Origin of the sequence: Megalodesulfovibrio gigas DSM 1382 = ATCC 19364 (genome assembly GCF_000468495.1) — a bacterium.
Lineage (GTDB): Bacteria > Desulfobacterota > Desulfovibrionia > Desulfovibrionales > Desulfovibrionaceae > Megalodesulfovibrio > Megalodesulfovibrio gigas.
In genome coordinates, this window is the sequence record NC_022436.1 from 49313 (window position 1) to 67364 (window position 18052).

At 66.4% G+C, this 18052-nt stretch carries 13 protein-coding genes; 3 read left to right on the forward strand and 10 right to left on the reverse strand.

All coding sequences use genetic code 11. From position 1 onward, the window contains the following. Positions 1-65: 65 nt before the first annotated feature. The 5 genes from DGI_RS16495 to DGI_RS16515 form a co-directional block, all read right to left on the reverse strand. Positions 66-1175 carry a GSCFA domain-containing protein gene (locus DGI_RS16495; protein WP_211226614.1) on the reverse strand — a complete coding sequence of 370 codons (1110 nt, stop codon included), beginning with the start codon at positions 1173-1175 and terminating at the stop codon, positions 66-68. After that, on the reverse strand, positions 1141-1914 hold the full coding sequence (locus tag DGI_RS16500) for a hypothetical protein (protein ID WP_021758444.1): 774 nt from the start codon (positions 1912-1914) through the stop codon (positions 1141-1143). The genes DGI_RS16495 and DGI_RS16500 overlap by 35 nt, the downstream gene beginning before the upstream one ends. A gap of 442 nt (positions 1915-2356) precedes the next feature. Next, positions 2357-3592: a glycoside hydrolase family 99-like domain-containing protein gene (locus DGI_RS16505; protein WP_021758445.1), complete on the reverse strand. Its 1236-nt coding sequence runs from the start codon at positions 3590-3592 to the stop codon at positions 2357-2359. Continuing rightward, positions 3589-4611 carry a glycosyltransferase family 2 protein gene (locus tag DGI_RS16510; RefSeq protein ID WP_051286655.1) on the reverse strand — a complete coding sequence of 341 codons (1023 nt, stop codon included), beginning with the start codon at positions 4609-4611 and terminating at the stop codon, positions 3589-3591. Before DGI_RS16510 ends, DGI_RS16505 begins: the two co-directional genes overlap by 4 nt. A 155-nt stretch (positions 4612-4766) precedes the next feature. Beyond that, on the reverse strand, positions 4767-6170 hold the full coding sequence (locus tag DGI_RS16515; protein ID WP_021758447.1) for a glycosyltransferase family protein: 1404 nt from the start codon (positions 6168-6170) through the stop codon (positions 4767-4769). A 188-nt stretch (positions 6171-6358) separates the two neighbouring features. Between DGI_RS16515 and DGI_RS16520 the strand changes: the two genes are divergently transcribed. Further along, the gene (locus DGI_RS16520; RefSeq protein ID WP_021758448.1) at positions 6359-7387 is read left to right on the forward strand and encodes a radical SAM protein; all 1029 of its coding nucleotides are present in this window, start codon (positions 6359-6361) and stop codon (positions 7385-7387) included. Positions 7388-7536: 149 nt separating this feature from the next. Here the strand turns inward: DGI_RS16520 and DGI_RS16525 are convergent, their stop codons facing one another. Genes DGI_RS16525 through DGI_RS16545 form a run of 5 tightly spaced genes read right to left on the reverse strand, consistent with a single transcriptional unit; the run spans position 7537 to position 13909 of the window. Further along, on the reverse strand, positions 7537-7908 hold the full coding sequence (locus tag DGI_RS16525) for a hypothetical protein (RefSeq protein ID WP_027193308.1): 372 nt from the start codon (positions 7906-7908) through the stop codon (positions 7537-7539). Positions 7909-7943: 35 nt separating this feature from the next. After that, positions 7944-11282, reverse strand: coding sequence for a DEAD/DEAH box helicase (locus tag DGI_RS17635; RefSeq protein WP_021758450.1), 3339 nt, complete (start codon positions 11280-11282; stop codon positions 7944-7946). Positions 11283-11325: 43 nt separating this feature from the next. Next, positions 11326-12264: a hypothetical protein gene (locus DGI_RS16535; RefSeq protein WP_041725705.1), complete on the reverse strand. Its 939-nt coding sequence runs from the start codon at positions 12262-12264 to the stop codon at positions 11326-11328. Beyond that, entirely contained in the window at positions 12261-12761 is a 501-nt protein-coding gene (gspM, locus tag DGI_RS16540; RefSeq protein ID WP_081696945.1) for a type II secretion system protein GspM, read from the reverse strand. The genes DGI_RS16535 and gspM overlap by 4 nt, the downstream gene beginning before the upstream one ends. Beyond that, entirely contained in the window at positions 12758-13909 is a 1152-nt protein-coding gene (locus DGI_RS16545; RefSeq protein ID WP_021758455.1) for a hypothetical protein, read from the reverse strand. Before DGI_RS16545 ends, gspM begins: the two co-directional genes overlap by 4 nt. A 243-nt stretch (positions 13910-14152) precedes the next feature. Here DGI_RS16545 and DGI_RS16550 point away from each other — a divergent pair, with 243 nt between their 5' ends. Both DGI_RS16550 and DGI_RS16555 read left to right on the forward strand, forming a co-directional pair. Then, positions 14153-15223 (forward strand): hypothetical protein, encoded by a 1071-nt coding sequence (locus DGI_RS16550; protein ID WP_021758456.1) that lies wholly within the window; start codon positions 14153-14155, stop codon positions 15221-15223. Positions 15224-15226: 3 nt separating this feature from the next. Beyond that, positions 15227-17740 (forward strand): cytochrome c family protein, encoded by a 2514-nt coding sequence (locus tag DGI_RS16555; protein WP_021758457.1) that lies wholly within the window; start codon positions 15227-15229, stop codon positions 17738-17740. The last annotated feature ends 312 nt before the right edge of the window (positions 17741-18052 follow it).

Genomic DNA, 18052 nt, shown 5'->3' on the forward strand with positions numbered 1-18052 from the left:
TCGGGGGAAGAACCTTTCTTTGGAAAGGTTCTTCCCCCGAGAGTTCTTTTCAAAAAGAACGTGCTCTAGCTGTCGAGCAATTCTTCGTCGCACAACGCCTGGGCAAGGCGCTCGGATTCGCTGCAATCGCAGGCCGCAACAACAGGGGAAGATGGTGCAGCCTTGCTGAAATCAACGTGGATATTTGCATAGTGCTTGAAGAAGAGTCCCATCACATGATCGACGCCACGTTCGGCCACGCTGCGCTTGTCATCCTCAAAGAACATGCCCTTGGTGTGATGACCGCAGATGATTTCGTAGGATGGAAAATAGTGGATGTCGTCGTATGATTCCTGCAATTCCTGGCAGGCAACCCGCAGTACGGACTTGGAATACACCGTCGATTGAAGCACATGCCGGTTCTCTGCCGTGGCCACCAGGGGCACGGGCGAGACCGTCAGCAGCATTTTCGCTCCGGGGTTCAATTCCTTGAGACGGCCATAAAATGCGCCAAGATCCTGGACCACTTCAGCCAGCCGGAAGTTTTTGAACTGATGCAGGGCCGGGTCGAATGTTCCCGCCGCAACTCCGGGGCACAAGGGATACACTGCCCCATCGCGTGCGCTCATCCAGGCCTCGGTAAGGCCCAGGGTGAAAATGAAGACCTCCACGGTGCGGAACATCTCGCGCACGGCAGCAAAGTGGCGTTCCCTGTCCCGTGTATATTCAAGAAGGGTGGCATAGCCATTGGGCTGGATCTGGGGTCGGAACGGATCATAGAAGCGTCCATTCTTTCCCTGCCAGACGTCTTCCGCAGGCGAAAATTCGTTGAAGACCCGCAAGAAAAGCTGCAACAACTGCTTGGCAGTGTAGACGTTCCCAAACCGTGCCGTGAAGTTTCCGTAGTTGAACTTGCGGGAAATTTCTTCAACGATCAACGGATGCGGCGTCTCGGTGACCATGTAATTGAAGCCAGAAAGCTGGAGATATCTGGCAAGATGCTGGGCAAAACAACTGCCCGCCGCCGCGATTTTCGTCTGTTTGTCGATCCGGAACGCGGGCTGAACAATGGGATCGACATCCGTTGTGGCCACGCGTCCAACGGCCCTGGCCCAGAAGGCATGGTCCGGCTGTTTCTTGTAGGGATGCATTGTACGATCCTCAACCTTTGAGAGAAGAAGCTGCCAGCGCTTCAATATGTTCCATTATTTTTGCACCATACCATTCATTGCCATGCGTGGCATTTTTCCAGCCTTCTTTTAGGAGAAACCCTTGCGCATCCTTGACGCACGCAGGGGTCTCCACAAAGCGGATATTTTCCTGTCGGCAATGGTCGGCGTAGACATGGGAATTGCATCGCCACAGCTTGTATCGAAGTATGGCGCTGGTAATGCCGGTGGTTTTCGCCCGTTCCTTGAAGGTGGGATCAAGGGTGCTGACGATGAAGTCATGATCAGGAATTGGAGGAGGCGATTCCATGTGGACGAATGGATGCCTTGTTTCCCTGGCAACATGGGACAACAATCCCAGATAGCCTTGATTGCGCAATTTGAACTGCTCGTACATCATGTCATAGGGAATCAATTCGGCAGCAGGGTCCAGGGGCAGGTCCGGCTCATAGGGGACAACGAAATCGAACTTCCTTTGATGTTCCAGTAATCCTAGGGAGTTGTGCACGTTCCCGCCACAGAAGGAAACCACCACCCGTCGGCCTTCGGTAAACGCGCCGTGGGCCTGCAGCGAATTCATTACCACGCTGTTGCCAATGTACAGATTCCGGGCAGCGTCGAAGGTGGAGGCCTGCACCTGCCACCGATTGGCCTCAATGATGGGAATGATGGTCCACGTGAAGCCGTCCACTTTCCGTTGTCTGGATGTATTGAGTACGCAGCCGACATGGCTGTGGCCAAACATGACCAGCGCTATAGGATTCATCGAATCTCCTTTCAAAGGGGCGTTCCGTGCCCCTTGCGCGGGTGGCCCGCGCGAACAGAGGGAAATGCTTGCCCGCCGGCAGTATGAACAGCCTTGGCGCACCCGGCGAGGGAGATGGTACGGCCTCGTTGCATGGGACCGAGTGCAAAAATGTCGGGCGCGAAAAAGCCGAGCGCGAGGAGTCGTGTATCAGTTCGCAGCCCGAAAGGCCACCTCTTTCGCACTGCAGTGGTGCGGGGTGCAGGGTGCAGGAAAAGTAGATCCCTGGCCGGTCGGGCGTCGCACACTGGGGAAAACAGTGTGTGCTGCAGGTTTCCAGTATGTGTCAATTGTTCTATATGCAAGAATTGCAACAGTAGACGTCTTGTCATGTAGGGACCGCGCCCCGAGACAAGTGATTCTCGAAATGTTCTGATTCGGATGCAGTCACGTATTCGGCGTATCAGGCAGTGCCTGTCACCCCGGCCGGCCTGCGGGCAAGCACGCGGGTGGTAGCGTTCAAAAACGCGTGTCCATGGGCCAGATTCGGTTCCAGGTGCGCGCCCTCGGCCCATTCGTTCCAGGCGTTGATGAACACGAAGCGCCGCGTCTCGTCAAAGGCCTGCATGGCGTGGCCGCAGGCTGCGGTCAGCCAGTCGGTATAGCGGCGGGGCGTGGCGTTCAAAAACACCGTGGCCGCCGTGCCGCGCCGGGGGGTGTTGTCCCAGCCGGGGCAGACGCAGGGAAAGGTGGGATACGGCGCGTCCAGGCCGGCCAGGGTCACGCGGGCCAGCTCTGCATACGGGAAGACCCGGCCGGAAAATTCCGGCGTCAGGCCCACGGGCCGGGTGCGGGCATAGCCAAAGGGCGTGTGCCCCAGGTGCGGCGGAAACTGCGCGGCGGCATCGAACCCGTAGGGCCTGGGGTCGTGCATGCCGAAGCTCTGGACCATGACGAAAAACGGCGCCGCCGCCCCTTCGGCCGCACACACGGCGCGCCAGCGGTCCAGGGTGGCCCGGACATCCGGCAGCAGGGCCGGGCGGTACAGCAGAAACAGGGGCCGGCCGTCGATGCGGATATAGCGTGGATCGTTGAAATAGCGCAGCAAATCGCGCATCACCGCGGCGTCGTCCTCCGGGGAATGCGCCTGCGGCATGAGCACTTCGGAGCTGCCGTCCCAGCGTCGGGACCAGCTTTCGTTGGCCCAGTTGAGGCAGAAGGGCACGTCCAGGGAGGGATCCGCAAGCAGTTGCTCCAGGGGATGTTCCAGCAGGCGCTTGCCGCAGAACCAGTAGTAATGAAAGCAGAAGCCGTGCAGGCCGTGGTGTCTGGCCAGGGCGATCTGCCGGCGCATGACATCGGGGTCGCGCAGGTCGTATTCCCCGAGTTCGCCGGGAAAATCCGGCTGCACATGCCCGGGGAACAGGGGCCGCGCCCGGTAGACGTTGGTCCACTCGGTGAAGCCTTCGCCCCACCAGGCATCATTTTCGGGGATGGGATGGAACTGGGGCAGGTAGTAGGCAATGGCCTTCACGGCCGGGTGATCCTGCAGGGCCGGCCCCTGGGGCTCGTGCGCCACCGGCTCCACGGGCTGCGGCCGCAGCCGGGTGCGGCGGGCGTACTGCGTCAGACTGCGCAGCACGGCCGGCAGGCCAAAGGCGCGCACGCCGTGGCGCAGCTTGTGGAATCGCGCCGTCATGACGTCGGCCCTCCTGGGTGTGGGGCGCGGGAACACAGCACGTCGCGCACCGCCGCCCACAGGGACGGCAGCAGCCAGGCTTCCCCGCGCAGGGGCAAAAAGACGTGCTTGGCCGCCAGCCGCACGGCCAGGGCCACGGGCAGCGCCCAGGGATACTGCTTGCGGGTGAAGAGCAGCGTGGACCGGTTCTCATGATAATGCGACCGCTCCCGCGCCACGGATCGCGGCTGGCGCAACCCGGCACTGGCCCCGCCGCGATGCCGGACCACGACTTCGCGCGCCCACTCCAGGCTCCAGCCGTGCTGCCGGGCGCGCAGGCAGTAGTCGTGTTCCTCGTAGTACAGGAAGAATTGCTCGTCCAATCCGCCGATCTCCTTGTAGAGTTCCATGGAGAAGGCCATGCTCGCCCCGTAGACGTACTCCACCTGCGGCCGAAAATCTGCCGGCACCCCGGCCAGGAGCGCATCCGGCAGCACGGGATGCAGTTTGGTGGTCCAGCGATTGTACCGACACCCCAGGACCATTTCCAGCCGGGCGGGATCGTCCTGACGGACCACCGCCGTACCGGCCAGCGCCCGGGGATGCGTCTGCAGCCAGGCCAGCAACCGGGCCGGGGCCTCGGGCTCGGCGGTGGCGTCGTTGTTCAGCAGCCAGGCAAAGGGCGCGCCGGTGCGGGCGGCCTCGGCCAGGCCCACGTTGCAGGCCGCGGCAAAGCCGGGATTGCCGCCGGTGCACAGCACCACCACGGCGGCCGGGGCATCGTCCAGACTGGACCGGGCGGGATCATCCCAACAGCCCACGCGGACGCCGGGGAGATCCGCCCCCAGCAGGCCGGCCAGGGTCCGGGCCTCGTCCGGCGTGCTGTTGCAGACCACCACCGGCCGCACGAGATCCAGCCCGCCCCCCGTCGCGCCCGTCTCCCCGGTCGCCCCAGTCGCCTGGGCCAGGGACCGGACGCATTCCCGCGTCAGATCCAGGGAACCATAATGGACGATGATGCAATGCAGGGCAGGGGGCATGTGTTCCTCGACCACGGCGAGCGCATTGGATTGTTGAAACAAGATCCGTGCGAGAGGGGGAAACCTTTTTGCAAAAGGTTNTCTTTGGAAAGGGGGCCGGCTCTTGAAGGGTGGAAGAACCTTTCTCCAGAAAGGTGTTCTCCCGGGCGTTCTTTTCATCCGGCACCATGCCCCAGGCAGTCCGCCACAAACCGTTCCAGCACCTGCCCCAGCTGCGCTTCGGACAGGGCCTCCCGGCAGGCGGCAAACCGCGCCGCCGGCACGGGATGGGCGGCCAGATCCTCCAGGGCGGCCAGCATGGCGGCCTCGTCGTCCTCGGGCACGGTGCGGCCGATGCCGTCGCGCTCCACGCGGGATCCCACCAGATACCCCTGCGCCGCCAGCAGGGGTTTTTCGAAGAACGCCGCCTTGCCAAGCATGTTGCTGCTGTACGGGAACTGCCGGTACACCGCAAAGAGGACGTCCGCCAGGGCAATCAGGGCGTTGAACTCCCGTTCGTCCTCCACATAGCCGCACTGGGCCAGAAAATGTTCCGGCGGATCGGCCAGCAGGGCATCCAGGGCCTGGGCGTCCTCGGCGGTCAGGGCGCTGCGGCAGATCTCCCCGACCATGACGAAGAACCAGCGGGAAGGATCGGCCCGGCGGACCAGCCCGGCCCAGCGCGCCGGGTTCTTCTGCCCGCGGATGGCGCCGCCCAGAAAGACAATGCGCCGGCCCCGGGCGCGGCGGCGGATCTCCTGCACCAGCGCCGAGGGCGTCTCCGGCAGCCCGGCAAAGGTGACATCCGGCAGCAGGGCGAAGGTTTTTCCCGGCATGGCGGCGGCGTATTCCTTGAAGCGCTGCTCGTCCAGCAGGCAGATGCCGCGCAGGGACTCCAGGGCATAATAGGCCTCGGGGGTCTGCGGCGGCAGGGGCGAAAAGCGGATCCCGGCCCAGGGCAGGGGCATGCGCGCGGCAGCGGCCTGCCAGCGGCGCGGGGCCAGGCGGTATTTGTCCAACAGCAGATTGAAGACGAGATCCGGCGGTCGGGAGGCCCGGGCCACGGCCGCGGCCAGGTGTCTGGCCATGGTGTCCGGATCGATGAACCAGGCGTTGGTGTCGTCCTGACGGTTGCGCACGTCCCGGCAGCCGGCCAGCAGGCCATGCAGGGGCGGCAGCAGCCGGTGCAGCAGCCGCTTTTTCAGACGCCTGGACCAGGGCATGCCCGCGGCGGGGAGGCTCTCCGGCGTCCGACGGGCATAGCGATCGGCGGCAAAGCAGATCCGGTCGGCCCAGCGATCGGCCCAGGCGGCAAGGGAGTCCTGGCCGCCCGAGCCGCCTGATCCGGTGGACCAGGGCAGCATCTCCAGGGCCGGATGCGACATGTCCGCGAGGCCCGTGCGGCCCGCGCCCATGCGCGCCGCAAAGGCGTCCGGTCCTGGCGTGAGCACCTGCACGTCATGGCCCAGGGCCAGCAGCACCCGGGCGAACAGCGGCAGCCAGGAATCCATGTGCCCGTGCCCGGACATGGGGTTGTACAGCAGCACACGCGCGCGGCGCGCGGAAGGGGACGCAGTCATGAAATCCTCAGGCCGCAGGATGGCGAAAGAACGGAACATACCCAAGGCCCGCGCCACTGGCAACCGCAGGCTGCGGCAGACTGGCCCAGACTGGCCCAGACTGGCCCAGACTGGACTGGCGACGGCAGAGCGGCTATGCTCGCAGATTGCGCGGCACTTTTCCCCTTCTGCGAACGTCGGAGCCTTGCATGATCCAAATTCTTGTCCTGGATGTGGTGGACGCCTGCAACCTCACCTGCGCGGCCTGCCCGCGCGGCCGGCGTGCCATGAAGAACACCCGCCACACCATGCCGTACGAGGAGTTCCGCGCCATCCTGGCCAGGGCCACGGCCGACGGCATGCGCGAAATCAAGCTGTACAACTGGGGCGAACCCTTCCTGCATCCGGACATCGCCCGGATGGTGCGCGCGGTCAAGGACGCTGGCCTGCGGGCGGAGATCTCCACCAATCTTTCCCTCAAGCGCATGGATTCCCTGCTGCCCACCCTGGAAGCCGGCCTGGACTGCCTCATCGTGTCCATCTCCGGCGTGACCCAGGCCATGCACGGCATCAACCACCGCGGCAGCCGGCTGGAAACGGTCTTCGGCCATCTGGAACGCATTGCCCAGGCCAGACGCGCCGGGCGCGTGCAGACGACGATCCTGCTGCGCTATCTTCATTTTCCCTATAATTCCGGAGAGGTGGATCAGGCTCGCCGCATGGCCAGGGACTGGGGCTTTGCGTTCGAGTTGCTGGACGCCTTCGGCGATCCCCTGGCCGTGGAGCAGGATGCGCGCGATTTGGATGAGCTTCCGGACGCTGCCTCGCCCGTCGCGCCCGCTGCCCCTGTCGAACCAGCCGCCTGCCGGCCGGATCCGGGCCAGGTCTGCGCGGCCGTGCGTCACGTGGCCGTGGTGGACGCCTGGGGCATGGTGCACCTGTGCTGCGTCAAGCCCAGCATGGCCCCCTATCGGCTGGGGCGGTATCTGGATCTGGAACTGCCCGAGATCATCCGCCGCATGCACGCCCACCCGGCCTGCTGCTGCTGCGACTGGGCCCGGGTGCCGGCCACGCGGGAGGAGCGCAAAATCCTGCAGGGCCAGACACCGTCCGCCCTGGACCGCGTATACAGCCGGCGGCTGCAATACGGCCTGCAACGGCTCCGGGAGATCCGCCGCCGGCACGGCCTGGCCGGGGTTGTCGGCCTGGCCCGGCGACTGGCGGCACGGGTGCGGTAGGGAAAATACGTGTGAAAAGAACCGGGCGGGCGGGGAGGCTTGTTGAAAAAAGTTTCCCCGCTCGCGCGCTCCCCTTCACAAATGTTGATGGGATGTTGCAAGAAATTTTTGGATAACGGCGCCCCACGAGAAGCTGTTCACGGATACCATCACTTGACCCGCCACAGGCGAATGGCGCCGAGGAAGAGATAGCCATTGATAAGTATCGACAAGATGGCCGCGGGTACTGTGCTGAGTTCATAGCCGAAGCAATCCACTCCGCCGCCGTGATAAACCAACGCGCTCAATGTGAAAAGACCAAACACGGTGTACAGAATATGCAATGCGGCCATTGCCTTCCTTGCCAGCCACATCTTGTAAAGGACGCCGATGGCGAGGGGGACGAAAAGCCCAAGGCCGAAAATACTTCTCCAAAAGGGATACCCTGAGAGCATGCCAATGCCAAACCGAAGAAAAAACCAGATGAAACATCCCAGCAGGTAATGCTTTGTTGCGAAGATCGTGTCCAGAAATTGAGACATGATATGATCCTTATTCATACGAGTAGGGAAATGTTTTACCCCAGCAGCACTTCCAGATCCTCCCGGCTCAGGGATGACAGCACGGACGTGGCGCCTTCGTCCAGGATGGCGGCCAGGTCGCGCTTTTGGTCCTGCAGGGCCAGGACTTTTTCATCAATGGTGCCCTCGCTGACCAGCCGATAGGCAAAGACCTTTTTCGTCTGCCCGATGCGGTGGGCGCGGTCCATGGCCTGGGCCTCCACGGCCGGGTTCCACCACGGGTCCATCAGAAAGACGTAATCCGCCGCGGTGAGCGTCAGCCCCACGCCGCCGGCCTTGAGGCTGATGCAGAACACCGGCGGCCCGGCCGGATCCTGAAAGGCGGCCACCCGGGCGGCCCGGGTCTGGGCCGGGGTGCTGCCGTCCAGGTATGCATGGGCGATGCCGTCGGCGTCCAACTGCTTGCGGATGAGGGCCAGAAAGCTGGTGAACTGGGAGAAGATCAGGGCCTTGTGCCCCTCGGCCACCACCTCGCGCACCACGCGGGAGAGCATTTCCAGCTTGCCCGAGGCCGCGCCTGCGTCCCCCACCAACGCCGGATGACAGGCCGCCTGCCGCAGTCGCAGCAGGCCTTCCAGCACCGCGAACCGGCTTTTGTCCATGCCCTGGGTGTCCACGGCGGCCAGGATCTCCCCGCGGTAATGCTCCCGCAGCCGGGCATATACTTTCGCCTGGGCCGCGGGCATGTCGCACCGGAGCACGGCTTCCTGCTTTTCCGGCAGCTCCGGGGCCACGGCCTCCTTGGTGCGGCGCAGGATGAAGGGCTTGAGCAGCCGTTGCAGCAGGGCGCGGGCCTGGGCGGCCTCCTCGGCGCCCGGCTGGGACATGGGCCGGGCAAAGCGCGCCTCGAATCCGGCCCGGGAGCCCAGGACGCCGGGTGTGCATAGGTGCATTTGTGACCACAACTCATCCAGACGATTTTCCAGGGGCGTGCCGGTCATGCACAGGCGGCGCTCGGCCTGCAGGGCGCGGGCGGCCTTGGCGGTCTGGGAATCGGGATTCTTGACGGCCTGGCTCTCGTCCAGGATCAGGCACTGCCAGCGCACGCGGCGCAGGGGCTCCAGGTCGCGGCGCAACAGGCCGTAGGTGACAAGGACGAGATCCTGTTCCCCGAAGTTCGCGGCCAGTTCGGTCCGGGCGGCGCGGCTCAACCCGGCATAGACGCAGACCCGCAGGGACGGGCAGAACCGCGCGGCCTCGTGCTGCCAGGTGCCCAGCAGAGAGGTGGGCACCACCACCAGGGACGGGCCGCCACGGTGGGCGGGATCAGCCTGCCGGCGTTCGCGCTCCAGGGCCAGCCAGGCCAGGGCCTGGATGGTCTTGCCAAGGCCCATGTCGTCCGCCAGGATGCCGCCAAAGCCGAACGCCCCCAGAAAATCCAGCCAGCCCAGGGTCTCCTGCTGATACGGCCGCAACTGCCCGTGGAAGGAGGCCGGCGGCTCCGGCGGGGCCACGCCGGCAAACGCCTGCACCTTGCGCCGCCATTCGGCGCTGGTGCGGTCCATGGCCAGGCCGTCGGCCTGATCCAGCACCTCATCCAGGGCCAGGAGCTGGGCGGCGTGCAAACGCAGGGCGTCCTTGCGTCCCTTTTTCCCCTTGCCTTCGGATCCTTCGGAATCCTGAAGCGGCAGGCTGAAGGCCAGGGCCTGGGCGTGACGCTGCAGCCAGGCTTCCGGCAGCACGCCAAGGCCGCCATTCTCCAACGTCACCACGCGTTCGCCGCGCAAAAAGGCCCGCACCGCCGCGGGCAGGGGCACGATGGCATCCCCGAAGACAAGCCCGCCCTCCAGCTCAAACCAGTCCTGCCCGGAGCCGCCCGCCTCCAGCCGCAGGGGGCCGAGCACCCCGACCGTCAGAGGGCTCTTGTCCCGGGTGCGCAGGGTCCAGCCCTCGCCGCGCAGGGGCTCCAGCCGTTCCAGCAGGGCCCACAGGGAGCTTTCGGACACGGAAACGCCCCCGGCTTCGGCCGGCAGGCCCAGGGCCTCCAGGCGATCCAGGAATTGCTGCTCGACCTCACGATGGCGTTCCTGCCGGGTCCAGGCGTCGGCATCCAGGAAGGCCGGCCGCGGATCATCGCAGGCAATTTCCAGATCGCCATAGGCCAGCCACAGCCGGGCCGCGGTGGGGCAGCCGTCCACGAGATCCAGTTCCAGACACGGCGCAGGCGGCGCGACCGGCAGCGTTCGCGGGGCCAGGGACTCCGGCAGGGGCAGGCGCGCGCCCTCGGGGGTCTGAAAGAGCGCCCGCACCTCCTGCTTGGGAACGTGGATGCGCCACCTGGCCCGGCGCAGGGCCTGCAGCCGTTCCGGGGAGAGGTCCGGCAGGGCGTGCAATGCGCCATCCACCAGACAATGCAGCGGCGTGCCGGAGAAAAAGATCTGCGCCTCGGCAAGGAGGATCTGCCGGTCCCCCAGCCGCAGGTGCGGGAGATAGACCAGTTCCAGCCGCCGCTTTTCCAGGGACGGGGGATCGATCTCATAGACCAATGCCGCCTCGAAGGGCTCGCCCCGGCGCAGGGGATCGGCAACGCCGATGCCATTATTGCGCACCCGGCAGCGGCCCATATCCGCCAGCAGGGGCAGCAGCCGCGGCAGCCGCGAGGGCGACAGGGGGCAGCGCTCGAAGGCGGCGGCCGGACTGGTCCGCATGAGCAGGCGATCCACCAGAAGCAGTTCCAGGATGGCGCGATGCTGTGCCGGCAGGTCCGGTTCCTCAATGAGATGCAGGGGCGCGGCCGTCTGCTGCCTGCCCGGTTCGCCGGACTTGAGTACGTTCTGCCGGATGACGGTCAGCGTCACCGCGCCGGGGCGAAGGTCCAGTTCGTAGCGCAGCAGATAGTGCCCGGGCGCGCCGTCCCAGCGGTCGGCCGGGAGGGGCTCGCGGGGGGCGGCGTCTGCATCGAGCAGGAGTGCTCGCCAGGAGACGGGCGGGGCCTGGGGCTTGGCCGTGGGCGTAGGCGTGGGCCTGGCTGCAGGGGCAGTCGCGGGGGGCGGCTTGGGCGCGGTCAGCGGGTTCAGCGAATTGACGACATCCATTTCCATGGCCTTGTCGGCCGCCAGGATGGACGCCCAGAGGTGCTTGCAGGCGTTCCCGCCGCGAAAATGCGGGCAGTTGCACTCCAGGTGCACGCGCCCGTTAAGCTCCAGGACGCGGCAGCGCCAGGCTTCCGTACCCAGCACCACGGCGCGGATCTCCCGGGGCGTGGCTTCCTGCAGGTGGACGCGGCGCTGCCGGAAATAGGCATCGCCCCGCACCAGGACGGTTGGTGAGAACAGGGCCTTGGCGCGGAACTTCCAGGGGGTTTGCTCGCGGATGGCATGGGGAGAAGGTGACATGGAGTGGTGCTGTATCCTGGGACAGGGGGCAGGGCAATGGCGATTACCCCGGCCCGGCGGGGTTCTGGAGGGAGCGGGCCGGCGGGGTTCTGGAGGGAGCGGGCCGGCCCTGCTCTCGGCCTTCCCCTATCCCCGCGCCCACCCCCGGCCCGGGCAGGGGCGAAGGGGTATGCGTGGAAGGCGTGGCCGACGCCGCCTGCCCGCCACCCCCGCCACGGCCGCCGTGCGCCTGCACGCGCTGCAGGGTGGGCAGCGGTTGCGGCAGTGCGGGAGCGCTGGCGTCGCCCTGGGACAGATTTCGCTGCAGCTCCAGCTCCCGGGTGTCCTGCTGCCGCATCCAGACGGTGCGGTTGCCCTGCACCGCGGTCAGCCGCCAGCCGTCGAGCTCGTCTCCCAGGAATACCACCCGCGTGGCGTTGGCGGTGGTCACGAAGACGCTCTGCACCTCGCCCTGCACCACGCCGGTGACGGTCCACGGCGCGTCCGGCGGGGGCGCGGGCTGGCCTGCCTGCGAGGGCGGGGCCTCGGCTGCGGGCTGGCCGATCAGGCCGTCCTCGTCCGGGAGGAGACCAATATTCAGGCCCTCAATGGAAAGCAGATCCTCTTCCGCCATGGCCTGGGCTTCCTGGACGGGCTGCAGGTGCAGGCCCATGAGGTTGCGGGCCAGGATGCGTTCCACGGACGGGGCGGACTGCTCCACCCGCTCCAGGGCGGCGGCGGGCGGCGGATACGGCGCAGCCGAGGCCCGCAGCATGGCCTGGACCATCCAGACAGCGCACCCGAGCGGCAGCAGGGCCAGACAGACCAGACAGGCCAGACACGCCAGACGGGCCAGACGGGCCAGACGGGCCAGACGGGCCAGACGGGCCAGCCGCTGCCCCGGCACCCGGTCCAGCACCGGATCCAGCACCGGGCGCAAGGGCTGGAGCAGCCGGCCGGCCACCCCTGGCGGCAGGGCGAAGGACACGCGCGCGGCCATCATCGCACCAGCACCAGTTGCAGGGTGGCAAGATCCTCCCCGTACTCGGGACGCTCCAGGGTGCAGGAGGCGATTTGCAGGCCGGCATCCTGGAGGTGCTGCAACAGGGTCGTGAGGCTGTGCAGGTCCAGCCGGGCAAAGGTCAGTTCCACGCTTTCGGCATCGTTGTGCTGGCCGGGCCGCATGCTCAGGAGCCGGGATTCAATGCCCAGTTTCGCCGCCGTCTGCTGCACGGCCTGCAGGGGCGGCAGGGTGGCCAGGGGCGAGGTGGTGGCGCTGGTGGTCAGGTATTCGCGGGCCAAATCCTGCGCATCGCCGTAGCGGCGCATGGCGGCAGCCAGTCCGCCTTCGCTGCCCGTGGCAAGATGTGACGCCAGCAGCAGCAGGCCCAGCCAGCCGGCGCAGACCAGCGCCAGTCCGCCATGCAGCAGCCGGCGGCGCTGTGGCGGCAGGGTCTGTTCCCAGCGGGAATGGAGGAGGGCGGGCAGATGGCGCATCATGATTCCGTGCGCAGGCTGATGGACACGAGCATGTCCGCCGGCCGCTTTTCGACGTGTTCTATTTTCAGATCAACATGGGCATGCTGCTGTTTGATGGTTTCCAGCATGGCATGCACGGTGTTGAGCTGCTGCACTTTCAGGGTCATGCTGCCGGCGCCCCCGGCATAGTGGAACCGGAACAGCTGCATGGCTGCGGGATCTTCCGGGGCGTACTGGCTGAGCTGGTCCAGCAGGCGCAGCAGGTCGATGGCGTCCACGTCCGTTCCCCGGCGCGTCTCCACCAGCCGTTCCAGGGCGGCATGGGGGGCAAGGCCGGCCGGCAGGCCCTCAGCCTGCAAGGCCTCGGCCGACGGCAGCACGGCGGCATAGATGCGCTGTGTGGCGGCCTCCCAGGCCGTGCGGCGGACCTCTGCGGCGCGCCAGCGGTACAGCCCGGCGGCCAGCAGCAGCAGCCCCGCCAGGGACACGGCCAGGGCCAGGGCGACGGCGGGCTTCCAAGGCGCGCTGGCGGCGCTGCGGTCCCGGCGCAGGGCCAGATCCGGCAGGGGAAACCGGGGCGGATCCGCCTCCAGGGCGGCCATGACATCCGGCCAGCCCAGGATCACGAACTCCTCTTCCGTGCCCAGCAGCCGCATGCGCGCTCGGGCTTCGGCCTCGCCGCCGGCCGCCACGGTGACGGCCTGAGGGGAGGCCACCAGCCAGTGCCCGTCGTCCCCGGGCCAGCAGAAATGCGTCAGGCCTGCGGCGCGTCCCGCGGCAAAACCAAGCAGGCAGCTGGTGGTCCACACCTGGGCGGTGTCCAGCAGGGCGGCATGGGTCTGCAGAAAGGCGTTGCCCTCCGGATGCAGGAAGACAAGCAGCACCTCCTGCCCTGGCGCGGGCAGCAGCTCGCGGTGTCCGCCGGGGAGATCCGGAAAAAGATTGTGCAACTGCAACTGCGCCACCTGCAGCCGCTGGCGATGACTGCGGGCCTGGCCCACCTCTGCGCGTTGCACGGCCAGCAGGGTATCCGGCAGGCAGGCGATGCGCCGCCTGTGGACAGCAGCAGGGGAAGCGGCGTCCTGCGCCGTCACGAATGCGCCGTCAGTCCAGCATTCCTGGTGCGGCGTCCCGTGCTCAAAACGCAGAATCAGTATTCCATCGGGCATGGTGCACAGCGTCCAGCGTGGCGGGAGGTTGCGGAACGGCAAGGGCGGCCGTGCAGTCGTCTGGCGGCCCTGCGGCGCATGATGCCGCGGCGTGCATGCTACAGGGTTCCCGACAGAGTTTCAATCGCCACAAGACGCGTATCCCTCGACAATGGGTTGCACAAGGTATCGATATCTGCCATCCATACGGACTGTCATGGCTGCACGCCTGTTCCTGGCACAACACCCAACAGTGAGAATCCCATGGACGCAAGCGCGCTCATTCCTGCGGCGGATACCATTCCCGCTGCGCCGTGGTTTTTCCGGATCCTGCTCGATGCCACCTTTGCGGTGCATCTGTTGCTGATGAATGCCATGCTCGGCCTGTGCATGGTCGGCCTGGTGCGTTCGCTCAAGCGGTCCAGCCCTCGGGCCAAGGCCCTGGGGCAGCAGGCGGGCATGGTGCCGGGCCTCACGGCGCTGACGGTGAACATCGGCGTGGCGCCCCTGCTGTTCGTGCAGGTGCTCTACGGGCAGTTTCTGTATGTTTCCAACACCCTGATGGCCGTCTGGTGGTTCGGCATCTCCCTGGTGGTGATGGCGGCCTATGCCCTGGCCTACCGCCAGAAATACGCCCTGCACAAAGGGCAGGATACCGGCACGGTGGTGTGGGCGCTCATGTGCCTGCTGCTGCTGGCCGTGTCCCTGGCCCAGACGCAAAACGCCCTGCTGCTGGTGCGGCCGGATCTCTGGTCCGGCTACTTCGACCAGCCCGACGGCCGGCTGCTGCCCTGGGGAGATCCAACCCTGTGGCCGCGCTGGCTGCACTTTGTCACTGCGGCGGCGGCCATCGGCGGATTGACGCTGGCCATGATCGGCCACCGGCGCACAAAACACCACGATCCACACGGCGCGCACCTGACGGCAGAAGGCCTGCAGTGGTTTGCCTGGGCCACGGTGGCGCAGTTCGCCTGGGGGGTCTGGTGGCTGATGGCCCTGCCCCGGCCGCTGCTGCTGGCCTTCATGGGCGGCGATGCCCTGGCCACGGGCCTGCTGCTTGCCGGCATGGCCGGCGCGCTGGCCGCGGTGCTGCTGGCCTTCAAGGGCCGGCTCATGGCCACGGCCGCCGCGGCGGTGGCGACGGTGGGGATCATGACCGCCCTGCGCGGGGTGCTGCGTCAGCTCTATCTGCAGCCCTATTTCGATCCCGCCACCCTGCCCTTGCGTCCGGAACCTAGTACGGTGGTCATGTTTCTTTCCTGTGTGGCGTTGAGCCTGATCGTGGTGATCTGGGCCGCGCGCCATCCCATGGTAGACAAAAAAGGGAGGGCCTAGGCCATGGAATATCCCTTCCTGCACTGGACCGCCTGGGGCGGCGGCCTGCTCATCGCCCTGGTGGCGACAATTCACGTCTTCATTGCGCATTTCGCCGTGGGCGGCGGGTTGTTCATCGCCATTATGGAAACCAGGGTGCAGCGGCACGGGCTGGTGTCCCACAAGGACTATCTGCGCCACTACGCCAAATTTTTCCTGCATCTGACGATGGTGGTGGGCGGCCTGACCGGGGTGGGCATCTGGTTTACCATCTCCATCACCGCGCCGGGGGCCACCTCGGCCCTGATTCACGGCTTTGTGCTCGGCTGGGCCACGGAATGGACGTTCTTCCTGGCGGAAATCGTCGCGCTGCTGGCGTACATGCGATCCTTTGAGGGCATGCGCTCCACACGGCGGCTGATTCTGGCCTGGCTGTACTTTGTGTTTGCCTTCGGCTCGCTGGCCGTGGTGCAGGGCCTGATCTCCCTCATGCTCACCCCGGGCGAGTGGCTGGAGACCCGCAGCTTTTGGGACGGGTTCTTCAATCCCACCTACTTCCCCGGCCTGCTGTTCCGCAGCGCCATTGCGGCATCCATCGCGGGCGTGTTCGGCCTGATGACCGTGCAGGGATTCGGCAAGGACGTGCCCGACGAGGGCGAACGCAAACGCCTGACGCGGTTCTGCTCCTTGTGGACGATACTGCCCCTGCCCGTGATTGTGGCTGCGGGCTGGTGGCATATTGCGGTGCTGAGTCCGGAACAGCAGCTGCTGGCCCTGGGCCGTTCGCCGGAGATGGCGGCCGGGATGCGCGTGTTCTGGTGGGCCGGCCCGGCCGTGCTGGCCGGCGGTGCGCTGCTGACGGCCAGGCTGCCCCGCCGGGCCGCCCGGGCCGTGGCCATGGTCACGCTGGCGGCCTCGTTCCTGTTTCTCGGCTCGTATGAGTACATGCGCGAGGCGGCGCGGCGGCCGTATCTGATTACCGGCTATATCTACTCCAACGGCATCCTGGTGGCCGATGCCGAGAAGCTGAACGAAACCGGCATCCTCTCCCAGGCGCGTTGGGTGAAGCACAAGACCGTGACCCCGGAAAACCGTCTGGAAGCCGGCCGCGAGCTCTTTTTCCTGCAGTGCGCCAGTTGTCACAGCCAGGGCGGTCCCATGCTGGACATCCTGCCCCGTTCCGCCCGGTACAGCACGGCCGGCATGGAAGCCCTGCTGACGGGCCTGGGCAAGGTGAGCACGTACATGCCGCCCTTCTTTGGCACTGCGGCCGAAAAAAGCGCCCTGGCCGCCTGGCTGACCGTGGGACTGCACAAGACGCCGCCCCCGGCCGCCGTGGACATCGTCCAGACGGACGAGCCCGTGCCCGCCTTTGCCGAGGACGCAGAATTCATGCTCACCGCCGCGGCGGATCATGGCGTGCAGATGTTGTTCGATTCGGCGTCCATCGACTTCGGCCACCCGGCCCAGGGGCTGACCGCCCAGCTTCTCCGGCGCGACGCCTCGCCCTCCCTGGTGACGGAGCAGGTGGCGCTGACGTGGCGTCTGGAAGACCGTCCCGAGGTCGGCGGCCCCATGACCCTGGACGGCCGGGCCTTCCGCGCCGAGGGCCTGCCCGTCTCGCCCTACACGTCTGCCAAGGCATTCCAACCCTATCCGGTGGCCCTGATCCAGGCGCATGACGAGGCCGGGACCCTGCTGGCCGAAACCAAGGTGGTGTTGCCCGTCTCTTCGGAAATCGGCTGCTGGAACTGCCACGGCGGGGCCTGGTCCCAGGGGGTGGCCGGGCTTTCCGAGGCCACGGCCCAGGACATCCTGCGGAGTCACGACCGCATGAACCGTACGGATCTGGTCCGCCGCAGCAGCCGGGGCGAGCGCATTGCCTGCCGCTCCTGCCACCTGGATGCCGATGCCCCGGGCAAGACCGTCCCCAACCTGTCCGCGGCCATGCACGGCCTGCACGCCGTGTACCTCGCCGGCCGCGGGGCAGACGCCTGCAACATGTGCCACCCCACGGATCCCAAGGGCGCCACCCGCGCCTTCCGCGATCCGCACGACGATGCCGGCCTGGACTGCACCGCCTGTCACGGCAGCATGGAAGACAATGCCCTCGGCCTCATCGCCCGCGAGCAGGCCCAGGGCGTGACCGGGCTGGATCGGCTGGCGGCCCGGATTGTCCCCTCGCGGGACGACATCCCCCCACGGCAGCCCTGGATCAACATGCCGGCCTGCCAGACCTGTCATACGGATCTGGGCGACCCGGAACACGCCGAGGCCTTCGGCGTCTGGACCGCGGACGCTGGCGAACGCTTCAAGGCCCGCAAGGACGAGCTGGACGCCGTGTTCTGCTCCGGCTGCCACGGCGCAATGCATGGCGTGTACCCGGCCAGAAATCCCTACGGCGACACCCGCGACAACCTGCAGCCCCTGCAGTACCAGCAGGCCGCGCGGCCCCTGGGCGCTGGCGGGAACTGCAAGGCCTGCCACACCATGGACATGGACACCCCCGTGCACCATCCTGGCATGGGGCTGGAATGATTGCAGAATAAAGCAGTAAGGGGAGAGCGCCGTTCCCGGGAAAGGCGCTCTCCCCTCCCAAAAATTTGATAGCGACCTTGAATCGCTACAAAAAGTCTTTGGAAAGGGGGTTCGGGGGAAAACCTTTCTGAAGAAAGGTTTTCCCCCGAGAACTCTTTACCGGCTGTTTTGTCGGATTGGGGAAACGCCGGAGTTCGGTTATGTTCTGTTCCCGTACCACTGCTGCATGAAGGCCAGGTACGCCCCGCTTTGCACACTGGCCACCCACTCTTCTTGCTGGTTGTACCAGGCGAGGGTTTCCTGAATGCCGCG